The sequence below is a fragment of the Streptomyces lancefieldiae genome (assembly GCF_031845825.1).
GTDB lineage: Bacteria > Actinomycetota > Actinomycetes > Streptomycetales > Streptomycetaceae > Streptomyces > Streptomyces lancefieldiae.
The window spans coordinates 1-21,524 of sequence record NZ_JAVRFH010000076.1 but is presented as its reverse complement, the minus strand read 5'-3'; the positions used below and the strand labels follow the sequence as shown (position 1 = coordinate 21,524).

The window sequence follows — 21,524 nt, the reverse complement described above, 5'->3', positions numbered from 1 at the left end:
GTTCCACCCCGAGGCGGGCGCGGACCGGGTCCGGTCCTGGGACCCGGAGCGGATCCGCGCGCACGGGCTGGACGCGGCGGAGCTCCGTCGCCGGGCGGACGACGACGAACCGGCGGCCGCCGCGGTCTGGCGCGAGGTCGCCCGGCGCTTCGCCGCGGTCGTCGTGGCGTGAGGGCCCCGGCGGGGGCCGTTCAGGTGTGCGCGCCCTCAGGTCCCTGGCCGGGAAGCCGGTCCGGGTCCGAGTCCGGGCCGGCACGACGCGATATCTCGATCGCCGCGGTGTTCACGAGCATCACGACCGCGAGACCGACGGCCGCGAACGGGTGGCCGACGCCGCACACGGCCGCGGCGCCGCCACCGAGCACCACCGCCTTGACGGCGAGCACCGGGACCACGCCGGGCCGCCACCGCGCGTTGGCGCGGCGAAGAGTCCCCGGAGCACGACCGCCGACGCCGGCGTGCCCACACCGAGCGGTACCGGGACGACCACGCCCTCGTGCCCTGCCGCGAAACCCCGCCGGGCGAGGGCCACGATCGCGGCCGTCTCGGGGAGAAGGGCGAGCGCCTTGCTGGCGGCGTGCCAGTAACGCGTGCCCAGCACGGCGGTGCCACTCGGATTCGGATTCCCCGGCATGACGCGGCCCTTCGGTGTCAGCCGGTGAATGCGCCGCGGTCGGTGAAGACCAGCTTGGCGAAGCGTTCGCCCATACGACGGTGGGTGGCCGCGTCCGGATGGAGGTCGTCGGGCAGCGGCAGCTCGGCGAAATCGGCCTCGCCGTAGAGGTCGCGGCCGTCGAGGTGGTGCAGGTTCGGGTCGTCGGCCGCCCGCTGCGCGACGATCCGGGCCAGCTCGTCCCGGATGACGTTCAGAGTCAGTTTTCCGCTCGCGCGTTCCGCCGGGTCGCCCGTGGCCCGGAAGCCCAGCCGTCCCTCGGCGAGAGAGGAGAAGTCGGGGGCGCTCGGTCCGGGTGTGTCCTCGTGGATGGGGCACAGGATGGGCGAGACGACCAGCAGTGGTGTGGTCGGGTGCCCCTCGCGGATGGTGTCGAGGAAGCCGTGCACGGCGGGCGTGAAGGCGCGCAGGCGCATCACGTCCTGGTTGACGATGTTGATACCGATCTTGAGGCTGATCAGGTCGGCCGGGGTGTCGCGCAGGGCCCGCGCGGTGAACGCGTCGAGCAGGGCGCTGCCGCCCAGGCCGAGGTTGACGAGTTCGACGCCGCCGAGGAAGGCGGCGAGCGCGGGCCAGGTGGTGGCGGGGCTCGCGGCGTCGGAACCGTGACTGATCGAGCTGCCGTGGTGCAGCCAGATCCTGCGGCCGGGGTCCGGGGCCGGTTCGACGGGGGCGTCGGTGCGCAGGGCTACGAGTTCGGTGGTCTCGTTGTGCGGCAGCCAGATCTCGATGTCCTTGGTGCCCTCGGGCAGAGCGTCGAAGCGGAGGGTGCCGACCGGTCCGGGCTCGACGGCCGCCGTGCCGGTGGTCATGTCGATGGTCAGGGTGTTGCCGCCCGCGACGCTGCCCCGGCCCGCCGGCCGGCCGTCGACGAGCAGGTCGTACACGCCGTCCGGGCGCGGCGGGGCGCCGACGTAGGCCCGCTTGGTGGGGAGGGTGTCCAGTTCGAGGGCGGTGGCCCGGGTGCGGACGGCCAGGCGTACGCCGGAGGGCTGGGACTCGGCCATGGCCAGCTGTCCGTCGGTGTTCTGGGCGCGGGCCCGGGCGGGCAGCCGGTGCGGCAGCACGCCGTGCTCGGTGCGCTCCACGTCGAGGGCGCCGCGCAGGAGGTCCCGGGTGATCAGTGTGGTGATCCAGTCGTGCGTGGTGGGCATGCCGCCTCCGGCTGAGGTGCTGTGGGTGTTCCGTGCTGTGGGAGACCTGTGCTGTGGGTGTGCATGGCACGGTTCACGGTGCGCGGTTCACTGTGCGGGCCAGTTGCGCAACAGGGCGTCGAGGGCGTCCACGATGCGCGTCCAGGTCTCCTGGCTGTCGGGGGCGCTGTGGCTGAATCCGCCGCCCATCTCCAGGCTGACGTAGCCGTGGAAGACGCTGCCCAGCAGCCGGACCGCGTGGGTCTGGTCGGGCTCGGTCAGGTCGTAGCCGCGCAGGACGGCCCGGGTCATCTGTGCGTGGCGTACGCCCGCGGAGGCGGCCGCCGTCTCCGGGTCCAGCCGCAGCTGGGCGGCGGCATAGCGGCCGGGGTGTTCCCTCGCGTAGTCGCGGTAGACGTCCGCGAAGGCGGCGAGGGCGTCCTTGCCGGCCCGGCCGGCCAGTGCCGCGGCGGCCCGGTCGGCGAGCTCGGCGAGGGCGAGCAGCGCGATCCGGGTCTTGAGGTCCTGGGAGTTGCGCACGTGCGAGTACAGGCTCGCGACCTTGACGTCGAAGCGTCTGGCCAGCGCGGAGACCGTCACCTGCTCGAAGCCCACCTCGTCGGCCAGTTCCGCGCCCGCCCGGACGAGGCGTTCCGTCGTCAGTCCCACCCGCACCATAACCATCCTCCCATTTGCCTGAGGTGATTATGCATTTGCCTAAAGCTTTTAGGCAACTTAGCCTACGCCGTATGAACCCGCTGACCGACAAAGAGATCCGCGCCGCCTTCGTGAACTGCACCAAGGGCGCGGCCAAGCGCCTGTCCGTACCGCACGACCTGGCGGACCGCCCCTGGGGCGACCTCGACTACCTCGGGTGGCGGGACCCCCAGGCCCCGGACCGCGCCTATCTCGTGACCGAGCTCGGCGGCCGTCCGACGGCGCTGGCGCTGCGCGCCTCCGGCGCCGCCTCCGGGCAGGCCCGCCGCAGCATGTGCTCGATGTGCCTGACCACCCATTCCGGCGGCGTCTCCCTCATGGTCGCTCCGAAGGCCGGCAAGGCCGGGCAGCAGGGCAACTCGGTGGGCGCCTACATGTGCAGCGACCTGGCGTGCTCCCTGTACGTGCGGGGCAAGCGGGAAGCGGGCGCCGGCGCCCGACTGCACGAAACGATCACGTTGGAGGAGAAGATCCGGCGGACCGTGGCGAACCTCGCCGCGTTCGTCGACAAGGTGACCGCGTGAAGTGACGGAGGACGACAGCGGGGCTCGGCGCGATGTACGCACCGAGCCCCACACGGCCGCTACCGCACGGTCACGCCGCTGTTGTCCGGCGCCCGCCGGTGACCTTGGAGGCGGGCAGGCGTCCGGCCTTGGAGGTTCCCGACAGGGTGTCACCGGCGACCGTCACGGCGAAGGCCAGGTTCAGGCGCATCGGCCTGGTGACGGCCTGCTTCCAGGTGAGCCGGTCACCGTCGAGGGCCAGGTCGTCGAGCGCGACCTCCTCTCCCGCTCCATGCGCGATGCCGGTCAGGACGCCGTCCCGGCGGCGGATCTCGACCACGGCCCTGATCCTCCTGACGGGGGTGGCGACGGACAGGTCCCAGATGCCTTCGACCGACATGGTGGCGTTTCTCCCTGAGGTGTGGTGCGACGGGGGACGTGGTGGGGTCAGAAGCCGACGGGCACGGGGCCGCGGGCGTGCCAGACGGTGCCGCGGCGCTCGTACGCGAACAGCGCTTCGACGGCGTGGGCGATCCGCGGGCCCACCTCGCGTTCCAGGAGGTAGAGGCCGAGGTCGAGACCGGAGGTGACACCGGCTCCGGTGACGAGGTCGCCGTCGTCGACGACCCGCGCGCTCACCGCGTGGACACCGGTGGCGTCCAGCACGTCCAGGCCCATGTGGTGGGTCGTGGCGTGGCGTCCCTCCAGCAGACCGGCCATGGCCAGGACGAGCGACCCGCCGCACACGGTGGCCGTCGTCACCTCGGGGTTCTCCATCGCCGCCGTCAGCAGTGCGGGCAGTTCGGTGGTCAGGGTGCGGCCCAGCAGTACGGGAACGAACTCGTCCTGCCGCCACTCCCCCACCTGCGCCCCCGCGTCCTGGTCGGGCACCTCGCCGGGTTCTCCGATCCGGCCGGAGGCACCGGGGACCAGGACCAGACCGGCACGCCCGGGGTCCAGGGCGGCCGTGGCACGCAGCACCAGCCCTCCGGTACCACTGACCACCTCGCGCGGCCCCTCGGCGGAGACGAGCTCCACACTCACCGCGCCCCCGGACGCGGCGCCGCCGGCGCACAGGACCTCGTAGGGGGCTATGACGTCGAGCGGGTCGAAGCCGTCGAACAGGACGATCTGGGCGTGCATGGAGGATTCCTTCTGCGCGGGGAGTCCGGCCTGCGCCGGGGACGGTCACGAAGTTAACGGCCGCGACCACGTGCCCCCAGTGGCATTCGTGACACCGTTCAACGGGATAGTGCCACGGCCGGTGAGCACCGTTCCGAACCAGGGAGCAACGGGTTTCCCGGCGGCCGGGGCCGCGGTCGTCCTCCCCGCGAGGCGATATCTTCTGGCCATGCACACCGTCGCCGTTCTCGCGCTGGACCAGGTGATCCCGTTCGACCTGTCCACTCCGATCGAGGTCTTCGCCCGTACCCGGCTCCCCGACGGGCGGCCCGGCTACCAGATCCGCGTGTGCGCCGAGCGGCCCGAGGTCGACGCGGGCTCGTTCACGCTGCGCGCGCCCTGGGGACTGGACGGGCTGCGGGACGCGGACACGATCATCGTGCCCGGTACGGCAGCCCCCGCGGCCCCGCTCTCCCCCGCCGTGCACGAGGCGTTGCGCACGGCCGCCGCGAACGGCACACGGATCGCGTCCATCTGCTCGGGCACCTTCCCGCTCGCCGCCACCGGGCTGCTCGACGGTCTGCGGGCCACCACGCACTGGATCGCCGCCGACTTCCTGGCCCGCACCCACCCGGACGTCAAGGTCGACCCGGACGTCCTGTACGTGGACAACGGCCAGCTCCTCACCTCGGCCGGCGCCGCCGCGGGACTGGACCTGTGCCTGCACATGATCCGCCGCGACTACGGCTCGGCGGTCGCCGCCCATGCCGCCCGGCTGTCGGTCATGCCGCTCGAACGCGAAGGCGGGCAGGCCCAGTTCATCGTCCACGACTACACACCCACACCCCAGGGCTCCGCCCTCGAACCCCTGCTCACCTGGCTGCGGGAGAACCTGGCCCGCGACCTCTCCCTCGCCGACATCGCCGCCCACGCCGGGATGAGCACCCGGACGCTGATCCGCCGCTTCCGGGAGCAGACCGGCACCACCCCGCTCCAGTGGCTCCACCGTGCCCGCATCCGTCAGGCGCAGCACCTGCTGGAGACCACGCGGCACTCCGTGGACCGCATCGCCGGCCAGGTCGGCTTCGGCTCGCCCACCGCCTTCCGCGACCGCTTCAAACGCACCACCGGCGTCAGCCCGCACGCCTACCGGCGCACGTTCAGCTGACCGGCGACGCGCGGAGACGGGCCTCGGCGTGGTCAGTGGCGCCGCCCTCGGGTCGCGGGGCGGTCGGCGAGACCGTAGACAGGAGGCGTGAGCGCAGGCACCCGGGTGCGCGGATCCAGGCGCGGGCCCACGGCGCACAACGGCGAGTGCGGCGGAGCGGACCGTGGCGGGGGCGGGGCGGCCGGAGCGGGCGTGGACGTCGAGGTGGAGGCGGAGGACCATGCAGGGCAGGGGCGGGCACCGCCGGAAGACCGGCGATCCGCACACGGAACCGGTCGAGTCGGTCCTCGACGAGCTCTACACGACGCCGCCGGACGACTTCGTCGCCCGCCGTGAGGAACACGCCGCCGCCGCAAGGACGTCCGGCCGCAAGGAGGACGCCCGCCGTATCCACGCCGCACGCCGCCCGACGCTCGCCGCCTGGGCGGCCAACCTGCTGCCCCACTCCCGTCCGGAGGAGACCCGGCGCTTCCTGGAGCTGGGGCAGGCGCTGCGCGAGGCACACCGCACCCTGGACGCCGCCGGTCTCAGGGAGCTCTCCGCGCAGCGCCGGCGCATCGTCTCCGCCCTCTCCGGGCAGGCCGCCCGGCTCGCCCGCGAGGCCGGGCACCACCTGTCGGAAGCGGCGCAGCGCGAGGTCGAGTCGACCCTGCGCGCGGTCCTGGCGGACCCGGACTCGGCCGACCAGTGGGCGGGCGGACGTCTGACGGGCTCGCTCACCCCGCCGTCGGAGTTCCCCTCGGGCACCGCACCGGCCGGGCCCGTGCCGCGCAAGCGGTCGCCCCGGCCGGACTCCCCCGGTCCCTCGACCGGGACCCGGACCAGGGACGAACTCGCCGAGCGACGCCGCCTGCGCCAAGTGGAGCTCGCCCGGGCCGAGCAGGTGGCCGAGGAGGCGTCGCGGAAGCTGAGTGACAGACGCGCGGAGCAGGCCGACGCCGAGGCGTCACTGCGGCGGGCGAACGACGAACACGACCGGGCACGTGCGGAGTTGTCAGCCGCCGAGCAGCGGCTGCGGGAGGCACATGAACGGCTCGACCTGGCCGAACGGGGCCGGCGGGAGGCCGAGGAAGGCGGACGGGCGGCCGCGGAGGCGCTGGCCCGGGCGGAGCGACAGGCACGTGCGGCCGCGCGAGAGGTGGACCGTTTGGCTCCCCGTGCCAGGTAGTGAGGCCCGCCCCTCTGAGTACCCGTACTCATGAAGACCTGCCTCCGGCAGAAGCAGGCTTGTCGTACACGCCACACCGAGGAGTCAACCGTGCGCATCACCAGCCGAGTTCACCGACCGTCCGCCCCGAACGTCAACCGTGTGCCGCGTTACGTCCGGGGTCCGGTCCTGGCCTGCGCGATCGCCGCGGCCGTCCTGACCGGCTGCTCCGTGGAGGAAGCGAGCTGCGGCGGCGGTGAGTACCCGGTCCTGGCCATCGGCGGCACCGGCAGCGCGTGTGTGCCCAACGACGAGGAACCGCCCGAGGGTTACACCCGTTACCCCGAGGGGAAGGTCCCCGAGCACGTCGGCGACAAGTGGGACACCTACTGGGAGACCCACACCGTCGACAGGAACGGGCGGATCGTCGAGGTGCCCGAAGGCGGGTGAGCACCGGAGGTCCGCACCCCGAACGCCCGCGCGAGGAACGGGTGATGGGACGTGGTGGGGAGGGTCACCAGAGTTCCCCTGAACGGGCGTCACATACCACGGTGGCGGCCTGACGTGGTATACCGGCCCGGCAGCCATTGGGCAAACAGACCATGTCCCACCGTTCCTCCCGTGCCTTCACGGCCCGCGAATCGAGGAGAGTCACCACCATGTCCGAGAACACGATGAAAACCGCCACCGAACTCGCGTCGCAGTACAGCGTCCAGGTGACCGACGACCTGGAGCGCAACGTCAAGGAGCAGGAACGCGTCAGTGCGGAGATCACCGCTCTGCAGCAGCAGCTGGCCGCGTTGCAGCACGACCACGCCCTGCTGGTGAACATGCAGCAGGCGCTCGGCATCACCTCGGCGCCGGGCGGGCCGACGAGCGCGCCGGAGCCCGCCGCGGCGGCCGGGGCGGCCACTGTGCCCGCTCCCCGTGAGGGTGCCGCCACGGAGTCGGCCCCCGCCAAGCAGACGCGAGGCAAGAAGGCCGCCACCGCGCCCAAGCGCGCCGCGGCCACGAAGTCGGGTGCGAAGCCTGCCTCGAAGTCCGTCGCGAAGCCGGCCGCCAAGCCGGCCGCCAAGTCGGTCACCAAGTCGGTCGCCAAGTCGGTCACCAAGTCGACCGCGAAGGCCCCCGCGAAGCCGGCGGCGAAGCAGCCCGCCCAGCCCACGCTGGTCGAGCTCGTCCGCACCCACCTCGCCGGCCAGAGTGAGCCGCGCTCCGCCGCCGAGGTCACCACGGCCCTCGGCGCGGCCCACTCCGACCGCACCATCAAGCCCACGGTCGTGCGCACCACGCTCGAGGGGCTCGTCGCCAAGAACCAGGCCCAGCGCACCAAGCAGGGCAGCTCGGTCTACTACACGGCCACCGACGCACCGGAGCCGAAGCAGGACACCGCGAAGAAGACGCCGGACGCGCAGAACGCGGGCTGACGACGACCGCACCCGCCACTGCCCCGCCCCTACCGGCCGAAGCGGGCCGAGCGGCCCAGGCGGCCGAGAATGACGCCCGGCGCTCTCCGTCGTGGTGCGGCGCGCGGGCAGGGCGAAACCGGGTGAGGATCGGTGGATGGGTGTTGTACTGCCGGTGCTCTTCGCACTCCTCGCCGCGTTCAGCAACGCGCTGGCCACCGTGCTCCAGCGACGTGCCGCACTGAGTGTGCCGCAGACGCAGGGGTTTCGCCCCGGGCTCGTCGTCGACCTGCTGCGGCGGCCGGTCTGGATCGGCGGCATGCTGGCCGTCGTCGTCGCGGGGGTGGGCCAGGCGGTGGCTCTTGCCACGGGGCCGCTGTCGCTCGTACAGCCGTTGTTCGTGCTGGAGCTTCCCCTGGCCCTGCTGTTGGCCTCGCTGATGACCGGCCGACGCCTGCCCCACGTCATGTGGCTCGCCGTGGGCGGGGTGGTCGTCGGACTCGGTGTCGCGCTGGCGTCGGCCGCGCCGGGCGGCGGCACGGTCGACGTGCCGCTGGATCGCTGGGTGTTCGCGCTGGTGGCCTGCGCCGGAGCGGTCGTGCTGCTGACCGGGGCCGGCCTGAGGCGTCCCGTCGGCAAGGCGCGCGCCGGTTGTCTCGGTGCGGCCACCGCGGTGTGCTACGCGCTGACGGCCGGTCTGATGAAGGACTCCATGCGGGTGCTGGACACGGACGGCGTGGTCGGCTTCCTGACCACCTGGCAGACGTACGCGTTCGCAGCGGCCGGTGTGTGCGCCGTACTCCTGCTGGAGCACTCCATGCAGGGAGGCCCCCTCGTCGCCTCCCAGCCCGCTCTCACCCTGGGTGACGCGACGGTGAGCCTCCTGCTCGGCGTGGTCCTCTATCGCGAGGAGGTACGTGCCCACTGGTGGGTGCTGCCGCAGTTGCTCGGCGTCGCGCTGATCGTCATGGGCGTCCTCACCCTCGCCCGGCGCGGCATCGACCTGCGCACCGGGCAGTGAACGCCGCGCCGGGGGATGTCAGTACCTCTGGGCCTTGGCCACCTTCGCGGTCAGCTGGGGCTGCGGGGGCTTCCTGCTGATGGCGAGGGGGTGCGCCTTCTCACCGGGGGCCAGGTCCTGGGCGCCGACGAACCGGGTCTCCACCACCTTGCCGTCGGCGTCGCTGAAGTCGACCTGCACGGCGTAGGAGGCGGTCTTGTCGGTGCTGTTGGTGATGTTGACGGTGAGGGCGCGGACGTTGCTCGTCTCGGAGAGCGGCAGCCCGGTCAGGGAGACGTCGCCGGTCGCGTTGCCCCGCCCGTCGACCTGCTTCAGCCGCTTCTCGGCCTCCGCGCGGGCTCGCTCGGTGTCGGCGGAGACGGAGGCCGCGAACGACGAGGCCGCGACGGAGGCCGACGACTCGGCCGCGGAGACGGAGGCCCGCGCCTCGGCCTTCCTGGACTCCGCCTCGGAGGCCATGGCCGACGGCGGCTCGCCGGAGAAGCGGGAGGTGTCGGGAGCGGTCGGGGTGGGACTCGATGCGGTGGAGCCGTCGCCGTCGTCACCGCAGGACACCAGGGCCCCGCCGGCGAGTACGGCACACACGGCGAGTACGGCCGCACCGCGGCGCGAGCGCGCCCCGGCCGACGCCATCCCTGTCCTCATGGATCCGTCCCTTCCTCCGGCTCGTCGAGCCCGTGTCAGGTGTCTCCCGACTCGCGCACCATCCTGCACCGCATACGCGAACAGATCAGCATGGACAGGGCCTTTCGGATGTACACCGCTGACATGGACAAGATGCCCGAAGTCACCCTGTGAGGCACAGTGGTCGCAATCGCTCAGCGACCCAGAGGGACGGCATGTCGCAGGCCGCTACGTCCGACACCGACGGGGAGTCCCCGCCGGCCGCAAAGCTGCCGCTTTTCACCCTGACGGCCATGGTCGTCGGGTCGATGGTGGGCGCCGGGGTGTTCTCACTGCCGGGGCGGTTCGCCACGGAGACCGGTGTGGCGGGGGCACTCATCGCCTGGGCGATCGCGGGCACGGGCATGCTGATGCTGGCCTTCGTCTTCCAGTCCCTCGCCGTGCGCAGACCCGACCTCGACGCCGGTGTGTACGCGTACGCCAAGGCGGGTTTCGGTGAGTACCTGGGCTTCTTCGCCGCCTTCGGCTACTGGGCCAGCACCTGCGTGGGCAACGTGACGTACTGGGTCCTGATCATGTCGACCATCGGCTCGGTATGGCCGAGCCTGGGCGACGGGGACACCGCTGTGGCGGTCGTCCTGTCCTCGATCGGGCTGTGGGCGTTCTTCTGGATGATCCGGCGCGGTGTGAAGGAGGCCACCGCCATCAACAGGATCGTCACGGTGGCCAAACTCGTCCCCATCGTGATCTTCATCCTTCTGGCCCTGGTGTACTTGCGGCCGGGCGTGTTCTCCGACAACTTCCGCGGCGCGGACTACGCCGGTTCCCTGTTCTCCCAGGTGCGCGGCACCATGCTCGCCACCGTGTTCGTCTTCCTGGGCGTCGAGGGCGCCAGCGTCTACTCCCGGCACGCCAAGCGCCGGTCCGACGTGGGCCGGGCGACCGTGCTCGGCTTCCTCAGCGTGTTCGCCGTCTTCGCGTCGGTGACCATCGTGTCGTACGGCATCATGCCGATGGCCGAGATCGCGGACCTGCGCCAGCCGTCCATGGCGGGCGTGCTGGAGACGGCCGTCGGCACCTGGGGCCGGGTGTTCATCAGTGTCGGCCTGATCGTGTCGGTCCTGGGCGCCTATCTGGCCTGGACGCTGATGGCCGCCGAGGTGCTCTTCGTGGCGGCCAAGGACGACGACATGCCGCGCTTCCTGCGCCGGGCCAACGCCGTCGACGTACCCGTGCCGGCGTTGCTGATGACCTCGCTGCTCACCCAGGTGGTACTGATCGTCACCAGCTTCTCGGACGACGCCTTCAACTTCGCGCTCGACCTGACCAGCGCCCTGTCGCTGATCCCGTACCTGCTGGCGGCGGCCTTCGCCGTCAGGGTCGGCAGCCGTGACGACCCGCGCACCGCGGGCGGCCGCGCCTCCCGGCGCGAGCTGGTCTTCGCGGTCGTCGCCACGCTCTACACGGCCTTCCTGCTGTACGCGGCCGGCCTGAAGTTCGTCCTGGTCTCCTTCATCCTCTACGCCCCCGCCACCGCCCTGTTCGTGATGGCCCGCCGCGAGCAGGGCAGGCGGCTGTTCTCCCCCGGGGAGCTCGTCGTCCTGGCCGTCTCCGTGGCCGGGGCGGTCCTCGGTGTCGTGGCCCTGGCGGCGGGCTGGATCAGCCTGTGAGCAGCGCCCTCGTTCCCCTCCTCGTCCCGCATCCTTCAGGGAGGCCGTGTGACCGGCAACGAAAGCACCGTGAAGCCCGCGCTCGGGGTCCACTCCGAGGTCGGCAGACTGCGCAAGGTACTGGTGTGTTCCCCCGGCCTCGCGCACCGGCGGCTGACCCCCACCAACTCCGACGACCTGCTCTTCGACGACGTGATGTGGGTGGAGAACGCCCAGCGCGACCACGCCGCCTTCGTCGGCGAGCTGCGCCGGCGCGGGGTGGAGGTGGTCGAGCTGCACGCTCTGCTGACGCAGATCATGGCGCTCCCCGAGGCGAAGTCATGGCTTCTGGACCGGAAGATCGTCGCCAACCAGGTCGGCATCGGGCTCGTCGACGCGACCCGCGCCTACCTGGAGACCCTGTCACCCAGGGAGCTCGCCGAGTACCTCGTCGGCGGTCTCGCCACCAGTGATCTCCCCGAGGACTTCCGCTCCCCCCACTTCACGCTCGCCCGCGAATCCATCGGTGCCCGCGAGTACTTGATGCCTCCGTTGCCCAACACCCTGTACACGCGTGACACCACCTGCTGGCTCTACGGCGGGCTCACCCTCAATCCGCTGTACTGGCCCGCGCGGCACGACGAGACGCTGCTGATGAAGGCGATCTACACCTTCCACCCCGACTTCAAGGGGGCGACGGTGTGGTGGGGCGACCCCGAACTCGACTGGGGCCAGGCCACCCTCGAGGGCGGTGACATCATGCCGGTGGGGGGCGGTGTCGTCCTCATGGGCATGAGCGAGCGCACCTCGCGGCAGGCCATCACCCAGGTCGCCGCCGCGCTGTTCCGAAGCGGGGCCGCCGAGCACGTCATCGTCGCCGGGATGCCGAAGCTGCGGTCCGCCATGCACCTGGACACGGTCTTCACCTTCGCCGACCGCGACGTGGTCACGCTCTATCCCCGGATCATGGACGCGGTGCACACCTTCTCCCTGCGCCCCGGCGACCGGGCACCCGGCTTCGACATCGTCGACGAGGGCACGACCCCCTTCGTCGAGGTCGTGGCCAAGGCACTCGGGCTGACCTCACTGCGAGTGGTGGAGACGGGCGGCGACGCCTACGCCTCCGAACGCCAGCAGTGGGACAGCGGCAACAACGCCGTCGCGGTGGAACCCGGCGTGGTGTTCACCTACGACCGCAACACCCTGACCAACGCCCTGCTGCGCGAGGCCCGGATCGAGGTCGTCACCATCGTGGGCGCGGAACTGGGCCGGGGGCGCGGCGGAGGGCACTGCATGACGTGTCCGCTGGTGCGGGACCCCGTCGACTTCTGAACCCGGGTCACCGGCAGAACCCGTACGCCTGCTTCAGCCACCGGTGCAGTGCCGCGTGCACACTGCCGGGAAGCTCGCTGAGCTGTTCGATGGCGGCCCGGTCCCCGGCGGACGGCGCGATGCCCGCCGCGGTCAGGAGGGCGAGCAGGTCCAGGCGGCGCAGGTCGACGGGGTCGATGCGGCAGGGGACGCGTGCGGCGGGGTCGGGCGGCTGGAGCAGGAAGTCGCCCTGGGTGTCGCGGGAGCGCGTCGGCTCGGCGGCAGTCGGGGCAGTCGGGGCAGTCGGGGCAGTCATCGTGTGCATACCGCGGTCCTCCACGTGATGGGTCGCCGTTCTTGACGGCAAGAGACAACGACGCGGCGCCGGCGGTTGCGGACCGCCGCGACGACCACCCGGTGGATGCAATCGGCGCCTTATCGCACGAACCGGCCCGGCACGGGCGCCAGCCGGCAGGCGTCCCCGTGGCCGACGACACGGCCCGCGGTGGGCGGCGGGAAGTGGGTGCCCAGCACCGGCGTGTCCGTCCCGCCAGGGAGGCGAGAAGGGAACGCCGGGTCGACTCGGCCCGCGCCGGGTCGATGTCCACGCAACTGCCCAACGCGGGGTGGGCGAACCGCACGGGACGGTGGACGCGGTCACCGGTGATCAGCGCGCCCGCGCCCGGTCCGCCCACCCGCACGGCGACATGGCCCGGTGTGTGTCCGGGGGCGGCAGCAGGCGCAGGCCGGGCGCGACGTCGGTGCCCTCGGCGGGAACGTCGACGGCGTCGTCGCGCCCGTCATGTACCGCATCCTGTTCCGCCCGGGCCTGCTCGACGCCGCCTACGCACGCCGTCCGGTGGCCGCTCCGCGCGACGCCCCGCGGTAGCGCCCGCCCGGGCTCCCGGCGCGGGGCGGGCGCTACCCCGTACGAGTGGTGCATCCGCGGACACGGTCGTACGGTCAGGTACGGGGAAACGGAGAGCGGAGACAAGCGACCTCGAGACGGCCGGGAGCAGACATGGGCAGAAACCCGATGAGGGCGGCGGTCACGCTCTGTGCCGCCGCCGCGCTCGCAGTACCCCTGAGCACGGCCTCCGCCGCACCGCCGGCGGAACACACGGCCCGGCAGACGCAGGATCCCGTGCTGGTCGACTGCTCGTCGCAGCCCGACGTGCGGCCCGAGGCGTTCGTGCTCGCCTGCGGCGACGGCAACAGCCGTCTGAGCGCGCTGCGCTGGGTCCGCTGGGACGCGAACTCCGCGGTGGGCCGGGGCACCAACGCCATCAACGACTGCGTCCCCTACTGCGCCGCGGGCGCGTTCCACTCGTATCCCGTCACCGTGCGACTCGACCAGCCGCGGGCCTGGGAGAAGGACCCCGGGGAGCAGCACTTCACCCGGATCACCCTGACCTTCACCGACGGCAGGCCGGACGGATTCCCGCGCGTGGTGACCTATCCCCTCGGGGACTGAGTCGGTTCGGGGAGTGAGTCAGTCCCGGAGCGCCAGTCGGCACCTGTCACCCGGCTGGAGTCGCACCGCGCGGTCCGGCAGCCGGACGTCGATCGGCAGGCGGTCGGACGACGGCACCGTGATCTCCATGTGGCCGTGCTCCAGCCGGAGCCGTACGCCCCAGTGGCCCTGGTAGCGGATGGAGAACCCGTACGAGGACAGCTCGGGCAGCGGCACCGGGTCCAGCCACAGGGCCCCTTCCCGGGTCTCCAGTCCGGTCAGTCCGCGCTGGACGAGGTCGAGGGTGCCGGCCATGGCGCCGAGGTGGATGCCCTCGCCGGTGGTGCCGCCCTGAATATCGGCCACGTCACCCTTGAGCGCCTCCTGGCAGAACGTCCAGGCCTCGGCGCGACGGGCCCGGGCCAGGACCCAGCCGTGCACGAGTCCGCTGAGGGTGGAGCCGTGGCTGGTGCGGGCCAGGTAGTAGTCCACGGTGCGGTGCCAGGTGGCGTCGTCCAGTTCGTAGCCCAACCGGTGGAAGAGTGAGCGCAGTTCGGCCGGGGAGAAGAGGTAGCCCAGCATCAGTACGTCGGCCTGCTTGGACGCCTGGTAGTTGTTGACGCTGTCGTCCTCGGCCTCCAGGACGCGGTCCAGCCGCCGGATGTCGCCGTAGCGCCTGCGGTATCCCTCCCAGTCGAGTTCGGCGAGATCGCCGTAGCCCTCGAACTGGCTGACGACGCCTTCGTGGAAGGGCACGTGGAGGGTCCGGGAGATGTCCTCCCACTGTTCGAGTTCGCCGCCGTCCAGATCGGTGCGCTCGGCGAGTTCACGCCGGCGGGCCTCGGGGAGGGTGCGCAGAACCTCCAGGGTGCGGGCGAGGACCCAGGCCGCGGTGACGTTGGTGTAGGCGTTGTCGTCGAGGCCGGGCCACTGAGCGCCGGGGTAGGCCTCGTGGTACTCGTCGGGGCCGACCACGCCCCGGATGCGGTGGCGCCCCAGGTGCTGGTCCCAGGTGGCGGAGTCCGCCCAGAAGCGCGCGATCTGGAGCAGCATCTCGGCGCCCTTGGTGTGCAGGAACTCGGCGTCGCCGCCGGCCTCGCAGTACTGCCACACGTTGTACGCCACGGCCGAGCCGACGTGCCGCTGGAGGTGCGAGTGGTCCGGCAGCCAGCGGCCCGAGTGGGGGTTGAGGTGCAGCTGCTGGGTCTCCTCCCGTCCGTCGCTGCCGCTCTGCCACGGGTACAGCGCGCCCCGCCTGCCGATCGCGCGGGCCGCCGCGCGGGCCCGTTCCAGCCGGCGGTGCCGGTAGTGGAGCAGGGCACGGGACACCTCGGGGAAGTGCAGGTTGAGGTAGGGCAGGACGAACAGTTCGTCCCAGAAGACGTGGCCCCGGTAGGCCTCCCCGTGCAGCCCGCGCGCCGGTACGCCCACGTCCAGGTCGGCGGTGTGCGGAGAGAGGGTCTGCAGCACGTGGAACAGGTGCAGGCGCAGGATGCTGCCCGCCTCGCCGGGTACGTCGAGTTCGGCGCGGCGCCACAGCTGGCCCCAGGCCGTCCGGTGCGTGACCAGCAGTTCGTCGAAGCCGGGGGCGTCGGCCACCCGGTCGACGGCGGCCTGCAACGGGTCGCTGATCGCCGGATCGCGCGAGGTGTGCAGGGCCACGATCTTGTCGACGGTGACGGTGCGGCCCGGTGCCGCGCGCAGCGTCGTGCGCTGGGTGACCCGAAGGTGTTCCCGGGCCGAGGTGACCGGCGCGTCGGCCGTCGTGCGGGCCGCCATGCCGACCCGGATGTCCGAGGTGCGGGTCCGGCAGCGCAGCCACGCCGTGCCGTCGTCGCTCCCGGTGTGCACGTGGATCAGGTGGTGCCCGTCCAGGTCCCGGTAGCGCGGCACCCCGGAGTTGGAGACGTCGCCGTCGAGGGCCGCCTCCACGTCGACGTCCGCCGTGCCGGCATCGAGCGTGAACTCGGTGCGCAGCGCCGCGAGATGGGGGTCGGCCATGTGCACCAGGCGGAGTTGGCGCACGCACAGCACGCGTCCGTCGGCGAGCCCGTAGTGGGTACGGCGTTCCAGCGTGCCCGCGTCCAGGTGCGCCGTCTGCCGGTGGTCGCGCACCTCGGCGGTGTCCGGCGTCAGCCAGTCCCCTCCGTCGGCCCGGAAGCGCAGGGGCAGCCAGTTCGGGAGGTTGACGAGGTCCTCGTTCTCCACCTCGCGTCCGGCCACGGTGGAGGTGAGCCGGTTGTAGCAGCCGGCCACGTAGGTGCCCGGATAGTGCACGTCGTCCGCAACGCACTCGGGCAGCGCGCCGCGGGTGGCGAAGTAGCCGTTGCCGAGCGTGCACAGCGACTCGCGCAGGCGCTCTTGTGCCGGGTCGTAGTGGTCGTAGTCCCAGGTCGAGGGGGTTGCGGTCACTGCGGGGGTTCCCTTCGCGCGGTTTGCCGGACGCCGCCTGCCGGGCCGGTCCTCAGCCGTCCCACGTCCAGTCGGCGACCTCGGGCAGATCCACTCCGTGTTCGCGGATCCAGTCGTGGTGTCGCAGCCGGGCGTCCTCCATCCGCTGCCGTACGGCCGCCGCGCGCACCGCGAGACCGGGTACGCGGTCGATGACGTCCATGACGAGGCGGTAGCGGTCCATGTCGTTGCCGACCACCATGTCGAAGGGCGTGGTGGTGGTCCCGATCTCCTTGTAGCCGCGCACGTGCAGATGCGCGTGACCGGTGCGCCGGTAGGCGAGCCGGTGGATCAGCCAGGGGTAGCCGTGGTAGGCGAAGACGACGGGCTTGTCGGGGGTGAACAGACCGTCGTACTCGAAGTCGGTCAGCCCGTGCGGGTGTTCCCCGCTGGGCAGCAGCCGGGCGATGTCGACGACGTTCACCACGCGCAGGGCGAGTTGGGGCAGGTGGTGGCGGACGAGCTGGGCGGCGGCCAGCACCTCCTGGGTGGGGACGTCGCCCGCGCAGGCGAGCACCACGTCGGGTTCGCGGGTGCCGTCCTCGGTGCCGGCCCAGTCCCAGATGCCGGCGCCGCGCGCGCAGTGCACCCGCGCCTGCTCCATCGACAGCCAGTCGAAGCAGGGCTGCTTGCCGGCGACGATCACGTTGACGTAGTCGCGGCTGCGCAGGGCGTGGTCGGCGACGGAGAGCAGGGTGTTGGCGTCCGGCGGCAGGTAGACCCGTACGGCCTCGGGGCTCTTGTTGAGGATGTGGTCGACGAAGCCGGGGTCCTGGTGGGAGAAGCCGTTGTGGTCCTGGCGCCAGACGTGGGAGGTCAGGAGGTAGTTGAGGGAGGCGATGGGGGCGCGCCAGGGCAGGCGGCGGGTCACGCGCAGCCATTTGACGTGCTGGTTGACCATCGAGTCGACGATGTGGACGAAGGCCTCGTAGCAGGAGAACAGCCCGTGCCGGCCGGTGAGGAGGTAGCCCTCCAGCCATCCCTGGCAGGTGTGTTCGGAGAGGATCTCCAGCACGCGGCCGTGCCGGTCGAGGTCCTCGTCGACGGGCAGTACCCGCTCCTGCCAGGCCTTGCCGCTGGCGGCGTAGACGGCCTGGAGGCGGTTGGAGGCGGTCTCGTCGGGGCCGACCAGGCGGAAGTCGCGCCGGTCGGCGGTGGCGGCCATGACGTCCGCCAGCAGGTCGCCCAGGACCCGGGTGGGTTCGTGCGTGCTCGCGCCGGGCTTGTCGACGGCGACGGCGTACTTCTCCAGCGGCGGCAGGGGCAGCTCGCGCAGCAGCAGTCCGCCGTTGGCGAAGGGGGTGGCGCCCAGCCGGCGCGCGCCCCGGGGGACGGCGGCCAGGACGGCGGGCCGCGGAGCTCCGGTGTCGTCGAACAGCTCCTCGGGCCGGTAGGAGCGCAGCCACCGCTCCAACTGCGCGAGGTGGTCCGGGTTGGTCCGTACGGCGGACAGCGGGACCTGGTGGGCGCGCCAGGTGTTCTCCACGGGCAGGCCGTCGACCTCGGCCGGACCCGTCCAGCCCTTGGGGGTGCGCAGCACGATCACGGGCCAGCGGGGCCGGTCGGTGGCCCCCTCCTCGCGGGCCGCCCGCTGGATCGCGGCGATGCGGTCCAGGGCGGTGTCCATGGCGTGGGCCATGGCGCGGTGGACGGCGGCCGGTTCGTCGCCGGTGACGTGGACCGGGTCGTGGCCGTAGCCGCGCAGGAGCTCGTCGAGTTCGGCCTCGGGGAGGCGGGCGAGCACCGTCGGGTTGGCGATCTTGTAGCCGTTGAGGTGCAGGATCGGCAGGACGGCGCCGTCGTGCACCGGGTCGAGGAACTTGTTGGAGTGCCAGGACGTCGCCAGCGGACCCGTCTCCGCCTCGCCGTCACCGATCACGCAGGCGACCACCAGCCCGGGGTGGTCGAAGGCGGCCCCGTAGGCGTGCGCGAGCGCGTAGCCGAGCTCGCCGCCCTCGTGGATGGAGCCGGGTGTCTCGGGGGCGACGTGGCTCGGCACGCCCCCGGGGAACGAGAACTGCTTGAACAGCCGGGCCATTCCGGCAGCGTCTCGCGTGATGTCCGGATAGGTCTCGGTGTACGAGCCCTCCAGCCACGAGTTGGCCAGCACGGCGGGCCCGCCGTGGCCGGGACCCCAGACGCACAGGGCGTCGAGGTCGCGGGCCCTGATCACCCGGTTGAGGTGGGTGTGGACGAGGTTGAGGCCGGGCGAGGTGCCCCAGTGGCCGAGCAGGCGCGGCTTGACGTGCTCGGGGCGCAGCGGCTCGGTCAGCAGGGGGTTGGCCATCAGGTAGATCTGGCCGACGGCGAGGTAGTTCGCGGCGCGCCAGTGGGCGTCCAGGGTGGCGAGCTCCTCGTCCGTGAGCCCGGGAGGCGCCTGCTGCGTGTCGGCGGACATCGGGGGGGTCCTTTCCGTTCCGTGTCGGCCAGCGGTCGGCCGGGGTGGACGCGGGTGGTGCCGATGGAGCGGCGGTACCGGTGCACATCCCACCACCTGGCGCGGACCGGCCGGGTACCCGACACGGCCGCGCTGGTCACGTCGGATCTCGAACGGGGGTGGGTGCCGGAACAGGGCGCGCAGGCGGTGGTGCGGTGGCGGGCTCCGGGCCCGAAGGCGCCGCGACAGCGGGCAGCACGGCCGTCACCGGCGCCGACCCCGGTGCCGACCGTGCTTGACGCACCGTCTACCCCGACTTCGCTTCGGCACGCGAGACGCGCGCGGACCGCGTGCCGCCGAACCGCACGGGGCTAATTTTGCACGTCGTGCATCTTTGCATATGATGCAACTTATGTCGGAGGTGAAAGCCGCGGGGGGCGGACTGCGCGAGCGGAAGAAGCGGGCCACGCGTGCCGCACTCGCCGAGGCCGCGGTGCGACTCGCCGCCGAGCACGGGGCGGAGAAGGTCACCGTCGAGGCGATCAGTGCCGCGGCGGGGGTGTCGGTGCGGACCTTCTTCAACTACTTCGACACGCGCGACGACGCCTTCGTGGTCGTCGACGTGGACACCGGCGCGCGCATACGGCGCGCCGTACTCGACGCACCGGCCGGACTCTCCCCGCTGGAAGCCGTGCGCGACGCCATGGCGGCGGAACTCGCCGAGGCGGAGCAGCAGCACGAGCTGTGGCGGCTCCAGGCCGAGGTGCTGCACGCCTCTCCGCACCTCCTGGCGCGCGGCGTCGGAGCGCACATGGCCGCCGAGGCGGACCTGGCCGACGCCGTCGCGGAACGCCTCCGCGCTGCGGGCGGCGGCGACCGGCGCGGGGCCGGGCCCGGATCCGGAGCCACCTCCGGCACCACACCGGGCCTCTATCCGCGCCTGCTGGCCTCGGTGGCGAGCACCGCGGTGCGGGCCAGCATGGACTACTGGTCCACCCATCAGGAGGAAGCCGCCTTCCTCGACGTCTTCCACGAGGTGTTCCGCCTCCTGGCCGCCGGCCTTCCGGCACCTTCCGCGTAGCCTCCGCGCCGCACGTGCGCGACCCACCAGACCACCGAAAGAGATGTCGTGACCGCAGTCCAGGCGCCCGACGACGCGCCTCCCACCTCCATGGACAACAAACAGATACTCCAGGCCATGTCCGGCCTGATGGCCGGCATGTTCGTCGCCATCCTGGCGGGCACCGTCGTGTCCAACGCGCTGCCGACGATCATCGCCGACCTGGGGGCCAGCCAGTCCTCCTACACCTGGGTCGTCACCGCCGAACTGCTGGCCATGACCGCGACGGTGCCCCTGTGGGGCAAGCTGTCCGACCTGTTCAACAAGAAGCTGCTGCTCCAGCTCTCCCTGTTCATGTTCGTCATCGGCTCGCTGCTGGCGGGCTTCTCGCACGACACGACGCTGCTGATCTTCAGCCGGGTCGTGCAGGGCATCGGCGCGGGCGGTCTGACCGCGCTCGCGCAGGTCGTCATGGCCGCCGTCATCCCGCCCCGGGAACTGGGCAAGTACTCCGGCATCTTCGGTGCCGTGTTCGCCGTCGGCACCGTCGCCGGACCGCTCATCGGCGGTGTGCTGGTGGACACCGACTGGCTGGGCTGGCGCTGGTGCTTCTTCATCGGCGTGCCGTTCGCCCTGCTGGCCATCTTCCTGTTGCAGCGCACGCTGAAGCTGCCCACCGTCAAGCGCCAGGTGAAGATCGACTGGCTCGGCGCCTTCCTGATCGTCGCGGGTGTCTGCGCGCTGCTCATCTGGGTCTCGCTGGCCGGCAACCAGTTCGACTGGGCGTCCTGGCAGACCGCCGCCCTCGTCATCGGCGGCGTGCTGCTGCTGGCCCTGGCGGTCCTCGTCGAGGCCCGCACCGACGAGCCGGTGATCCCGCTCGACATCTTCAAGAACCGCACGGTCACCCTGACCACGGTGGCCAGCCTCCTCGTCGGTGTCGCCATGTTCGGCGGAACCGTCTTCCTCTCGCAGTACTTCCAGGTGTCCCTGGGCAAGTCGCCGACCATCGCCGGTCTGATGAGCCTGCCGATGATCCTGGGTCTGCTGGTGTCCTCCACCGTCGCCGGGCAGCTGATCAGCCGTACCGGAAAGTGGAAGAGCTACCTGGTGGCGGGCGCGGTCATCATGACCGCCGGTCTCGCGCTGCTCTCCCTGATCGACGCCGACACCCACTTCGGGCTCCTCAGCGTCTACATGGCCGTCCTCGGCGTCGGCGTCGGCATGCTGATGCAGAACCTGGTCCTCGCCGCCCAGAACGACGTCCCCGCCGCCGAGCTGGGCGCCGCGACCTCGGTGCTGTCCTTCTTCCGCAGCATGGGCGGCACGATCGGCACCAGCGTCCTCGGTGCGATCCTCGCCAACCGGGTCGCCAGCGAGATGACCAAGGGGCTGGAGAAGGCGGGCGGCGCCGGAGCGGCCGGGGGCGGCTCGGGTGGCGACGCGCACAGTGTCCCGGACATCAGCACGCTGCCCGCGCCGATGCGGGAGATCGTGCAGCACGCCTACGGCGTCGCCACCGCCGACCTGTTCCTCGTCGCCACCCCGTTCGCGCTGCTCGCGCTGGTCGCCGTGGTCTTCATCAAGGAGAAGCCGCTGAAGACCACCAGCGGCATGGAGCGCCTCGCCGAGGAGGCCGCCGAGGCCGCCGCCGCGCCGACCGACAAGGGTCCCGCGGCGCCCGTCGCCTGAGGCACCCGACGCAGCGG

General features: G+C 72.0%; 20 protein-coding genes and 1 pseudogene. 11 read left to right on the top strand and 10 right to left on the bottom strand.

The genetic code is table 11. From position 1 onward, the window contains the following. Positions 1–191: 191 nt before the first annotated feature. The 3 genes from RM812_RS37505 to RM812_RS37495 form a co-directional block, all read right to left on the bottom strand. Positions 192–395, bottom strand: coding sequence for a hypothetical protein (locus RM812_RS37505; protein ID WP_311584441.1), 204 nt, complete (start codon positions 393–395; stop codon positions 192–194). 256 nt (positions 396–651) lie between these two features. After that, positions 652–1,827, bottom strand: coding sequence for a GDSL-type esterase/lipase family protein (locus RM812_RS37500; RefSeq protein ID WP_311584438.1), 1,176 nt, complete (start codon positions 1,825–1,827; stop codon positions 652–654). 87 nt (positions 1,828–1,914) lie between these two features. Further along, positions 1,915–2,484 carry a TetR/AcrR family transcriptional regulator gene (locus tag RM812_RS37495; RefSeq protein ID WP_311584435.1) on the bottom strand — a complete coding sequence of 190 codons (570 nt, stop codon included), beginning with the start codon at positions 2,482–2,484 and terminating at the stop codon, positions 1,915–1,917. A 71-nt stretch (positions 2,485–2,555) separates the two neighbouring features. Here RM812_RS37495 and RM812_RS37490 point away from each other — a divergent pair, with 71 nt between their 5' ends. After that, on the top strand, positions 2,556–3,047 hold the full coding sequence (locus RM812_RS37490) for an FBP domain-containing protein (RefSeq protein ID WP_311584432.1): 492 nt from the start codon (positions 2,556–2,558) through the stop codon (positions 3,045–3,047). Between the two features lie 70 nt (positions 3,048–3,117). Here RM812_RS37490 and RM812_RS37485 read toward each other — a convergent pair whose 3' ends face one another. Both RM812_RS37485 and RM812_RS37480 read right to left on the bottom strand, forming a co-directional pair. Continuing rightward, on the bottom strand, positions 3,118–3,426 hold the full coding sequence (locus RM812_RS37485) for a hypothetical protein (RefSeq protein WP_311584428.1): 309 nt from the start codon (positions 3,424–3,426) through the stop codon (positions 3,118–3,120). 47 nt (positions 3,427–3,473) lie between these two features. Further along, entirely contained in the window at positions 3,474–4,169 is a 696-nt protein-coding gene (locus RM812_RS37480; RefSeq protein ID WP_311584425.1) for a DJ-1/PfpI family protein, read from the bottom strand. Between the two features lie 208 nt (positions 4,170–4,377). Here RM812_RS37480 and RM812_RS37475 point away from each other — a divergent pair, with 208 nt between their 5' ends. From RM812_RS37475 to RM812_RS37455, 5 genes are all read left to right on the top strand, one after another. Continuing rightward, a complete protein-coding gene (locus RM812_RS37475; protein ID WP_311584422.1) occupies positions 4,378–5,316 on the top strand; it encodes a GlxA family transcriptional regulator in 939 nt (312 codons plus the stop codon). 220 nt (positions 5,317–5,536) lie between these two features. Beyond that, entirely contained in the window at positions 5,537–6,484 is a 948-nt protein-coding gene (locus RM812_RS37470) for a hypothetical protein (protein WP_311584419.1), read from the top strand. Between the two features lie 141 nt (positions 6,485–6,625). Then, the gene (locus tag RM812_RS37465) at positions 6,626–6,913 is read left to right on the top strand and encodes an SCO0607 family lipoprotein (protein ID WP_311584447.1); all 288 of its coding nucleotides are present in this window, start codon (positions 6,626–6,628) and stop codon (positions 6,911–6,913) included. 209 nt (positions 6,914–7,122) lie between these two features. After that, entirely contained in the window at positions 7,123–7,890 is a 768-nt protein-coding gene (locus tag RM812_RS37460; protein WP_311584415.1) for a hypothetical protein, read from the top strand. 136 nt (positions 7,891–8,026) lie between these two features. Further along, entirely contained in the window at positions 8,027–8,890 is an 864-nt protein-coding gene (locus RM812_RS37455; protein WP_311584412.1) for a DMT family transporter, read from the top strand. A gap of 18 nt (positions 8,891–8,908) precedes the next feature. Here RM812_RS37455 and RM812_RS37450 read toward each other — a convergent pair whose 3' ends face one another. Then, positions 8,909–9,535, bottom strand: coding sequence for an FxLYD domain-containing protein (locus tag RM812_RS37450; protein WP_311584409.1), 627 nt, complete (start codon positions 9,533–9,535; stop codon positions 8,909–8,911). 194 nt (positions 9,536–9,729) lie between these two features. Between RM812_RS37450 and RM812_RS37445 the strand changes: the two genes are divergently transcribed. Further along, on the top strand, positions 9,730–11,184 hold the full coding sequence (locus RM812_RS37445; RefSeq protein ID WP_311584406.1) for a basic amino acid/polyamine antiporter: 1,455 nt from the start codon (positions 9,730–9,732) through the stop codon (positions 11,182–11,184). 48 nt (positions 11,185–11,232) lie between these two features. Next, entirely contained in the window at positions 11,233–12,495 is a 1,263-nt protein-coding gene (locus RM812_RS37440; protein ID WP_311584403.1) for an arginine deiminase, read from the top strand. Between the two features lie 7 nt (positions 12,496–12,502). Here the strand turns inward: RM812_RS37440 and RM812_RS37435 are convergent, their stop codons facing one another. Continuing rightward, on the bottom strand, positions 12,503–12,799 hold the full coding sequence (locus RM812_RS37435; RefSeq protein WP_311584400.1) for a hypothetical protein: 297 nt from the start codon (positions 12,797–12,799) through the stop codon (positions 12,503–12,505). Between the two features lie 110 nt (positions 12,800–12,909). Beyond that, positions 12,910–13,291, bottom strand: a pseudogene (locus RM812_RS43425) (MBL fold metallo-hydrolase); the annotation flags it as partial. A gap of 204 nt (positions 13,292–13,495) precedes the next feature. Here RM812_RS43425 and RM812_RS37425 point away from each other — a divergent pair. Next, entirely contained in the window at positions 13,496–13,948 is a 453-nt protein-coding gene (locus RM812_RS37425) for a hypothetical protein (protein ID WP_311584397.1), read from the top strand. 18 nt (positions 13,949–13,966) lie between these two features. Here RM812_RS37425 and RM812_RS37420 read toward each other — a convergent pair whose 3' ends face one another. Together RM812_RS37420 and RM812_RS37415 are read right to left on the bottom strand one after the other, a co-directional pair. Beyond that, positions 13,967–16,339, bottom strand: coding sequence for a glycoside hydrolase family 65 protein (locus RM812_RS37420; protein WP_311584393.1), 2,373 nt, complete (start codon positions 16,337–16,339; stop codon positions 13,967–13,969). 52 nt (positions 16,340–16,391) lie between these two features. Next, positions 16,392–18,776, bottom strand: a complete 2,385-nt coding sequence (locus tag RM812_RS37415; protein WP_311584389.1) for a phosphoketolase family protein — start codon at positions 18,774–18,776, stop codon at positions 16,392–16,394. A gap of 382 nt (positions 18,777–19,158) precedes the next feature. Between RM812_RS37415 and RM812_RS37410 the strand changes: the two genes are divergently transcribed. Together RM812_RS37410 and RM812_RS37405 are read left to right on the top strand one after the other, a co-directional pair. Then, positions 19,159–19,836, top strand: coding sequence for a TetR/AcrR family transcriptional regulator (locus RM812_RS37410; RefSeq protein WP_311584444.1), 678 nt, complete (start codon positions 19,159–19,161; stop codon positions 19,834–19,836). A 48-nt stretch (positions 19,837–19,884) separates the two neighbouring features. Further along, positions 19,885–21,507, top strand: a complete 1,623-nt coding sequence (locus tag RM812_RS37405) for an MDR family MFS transporter (protein ID WP_311584386.1) — start codon at positions 19,885–19,887, stop codon at positions 21,505–21,507. The last annotated feature ends 17 nt before the right edge of the window (positions 21,508–21,524 follow it).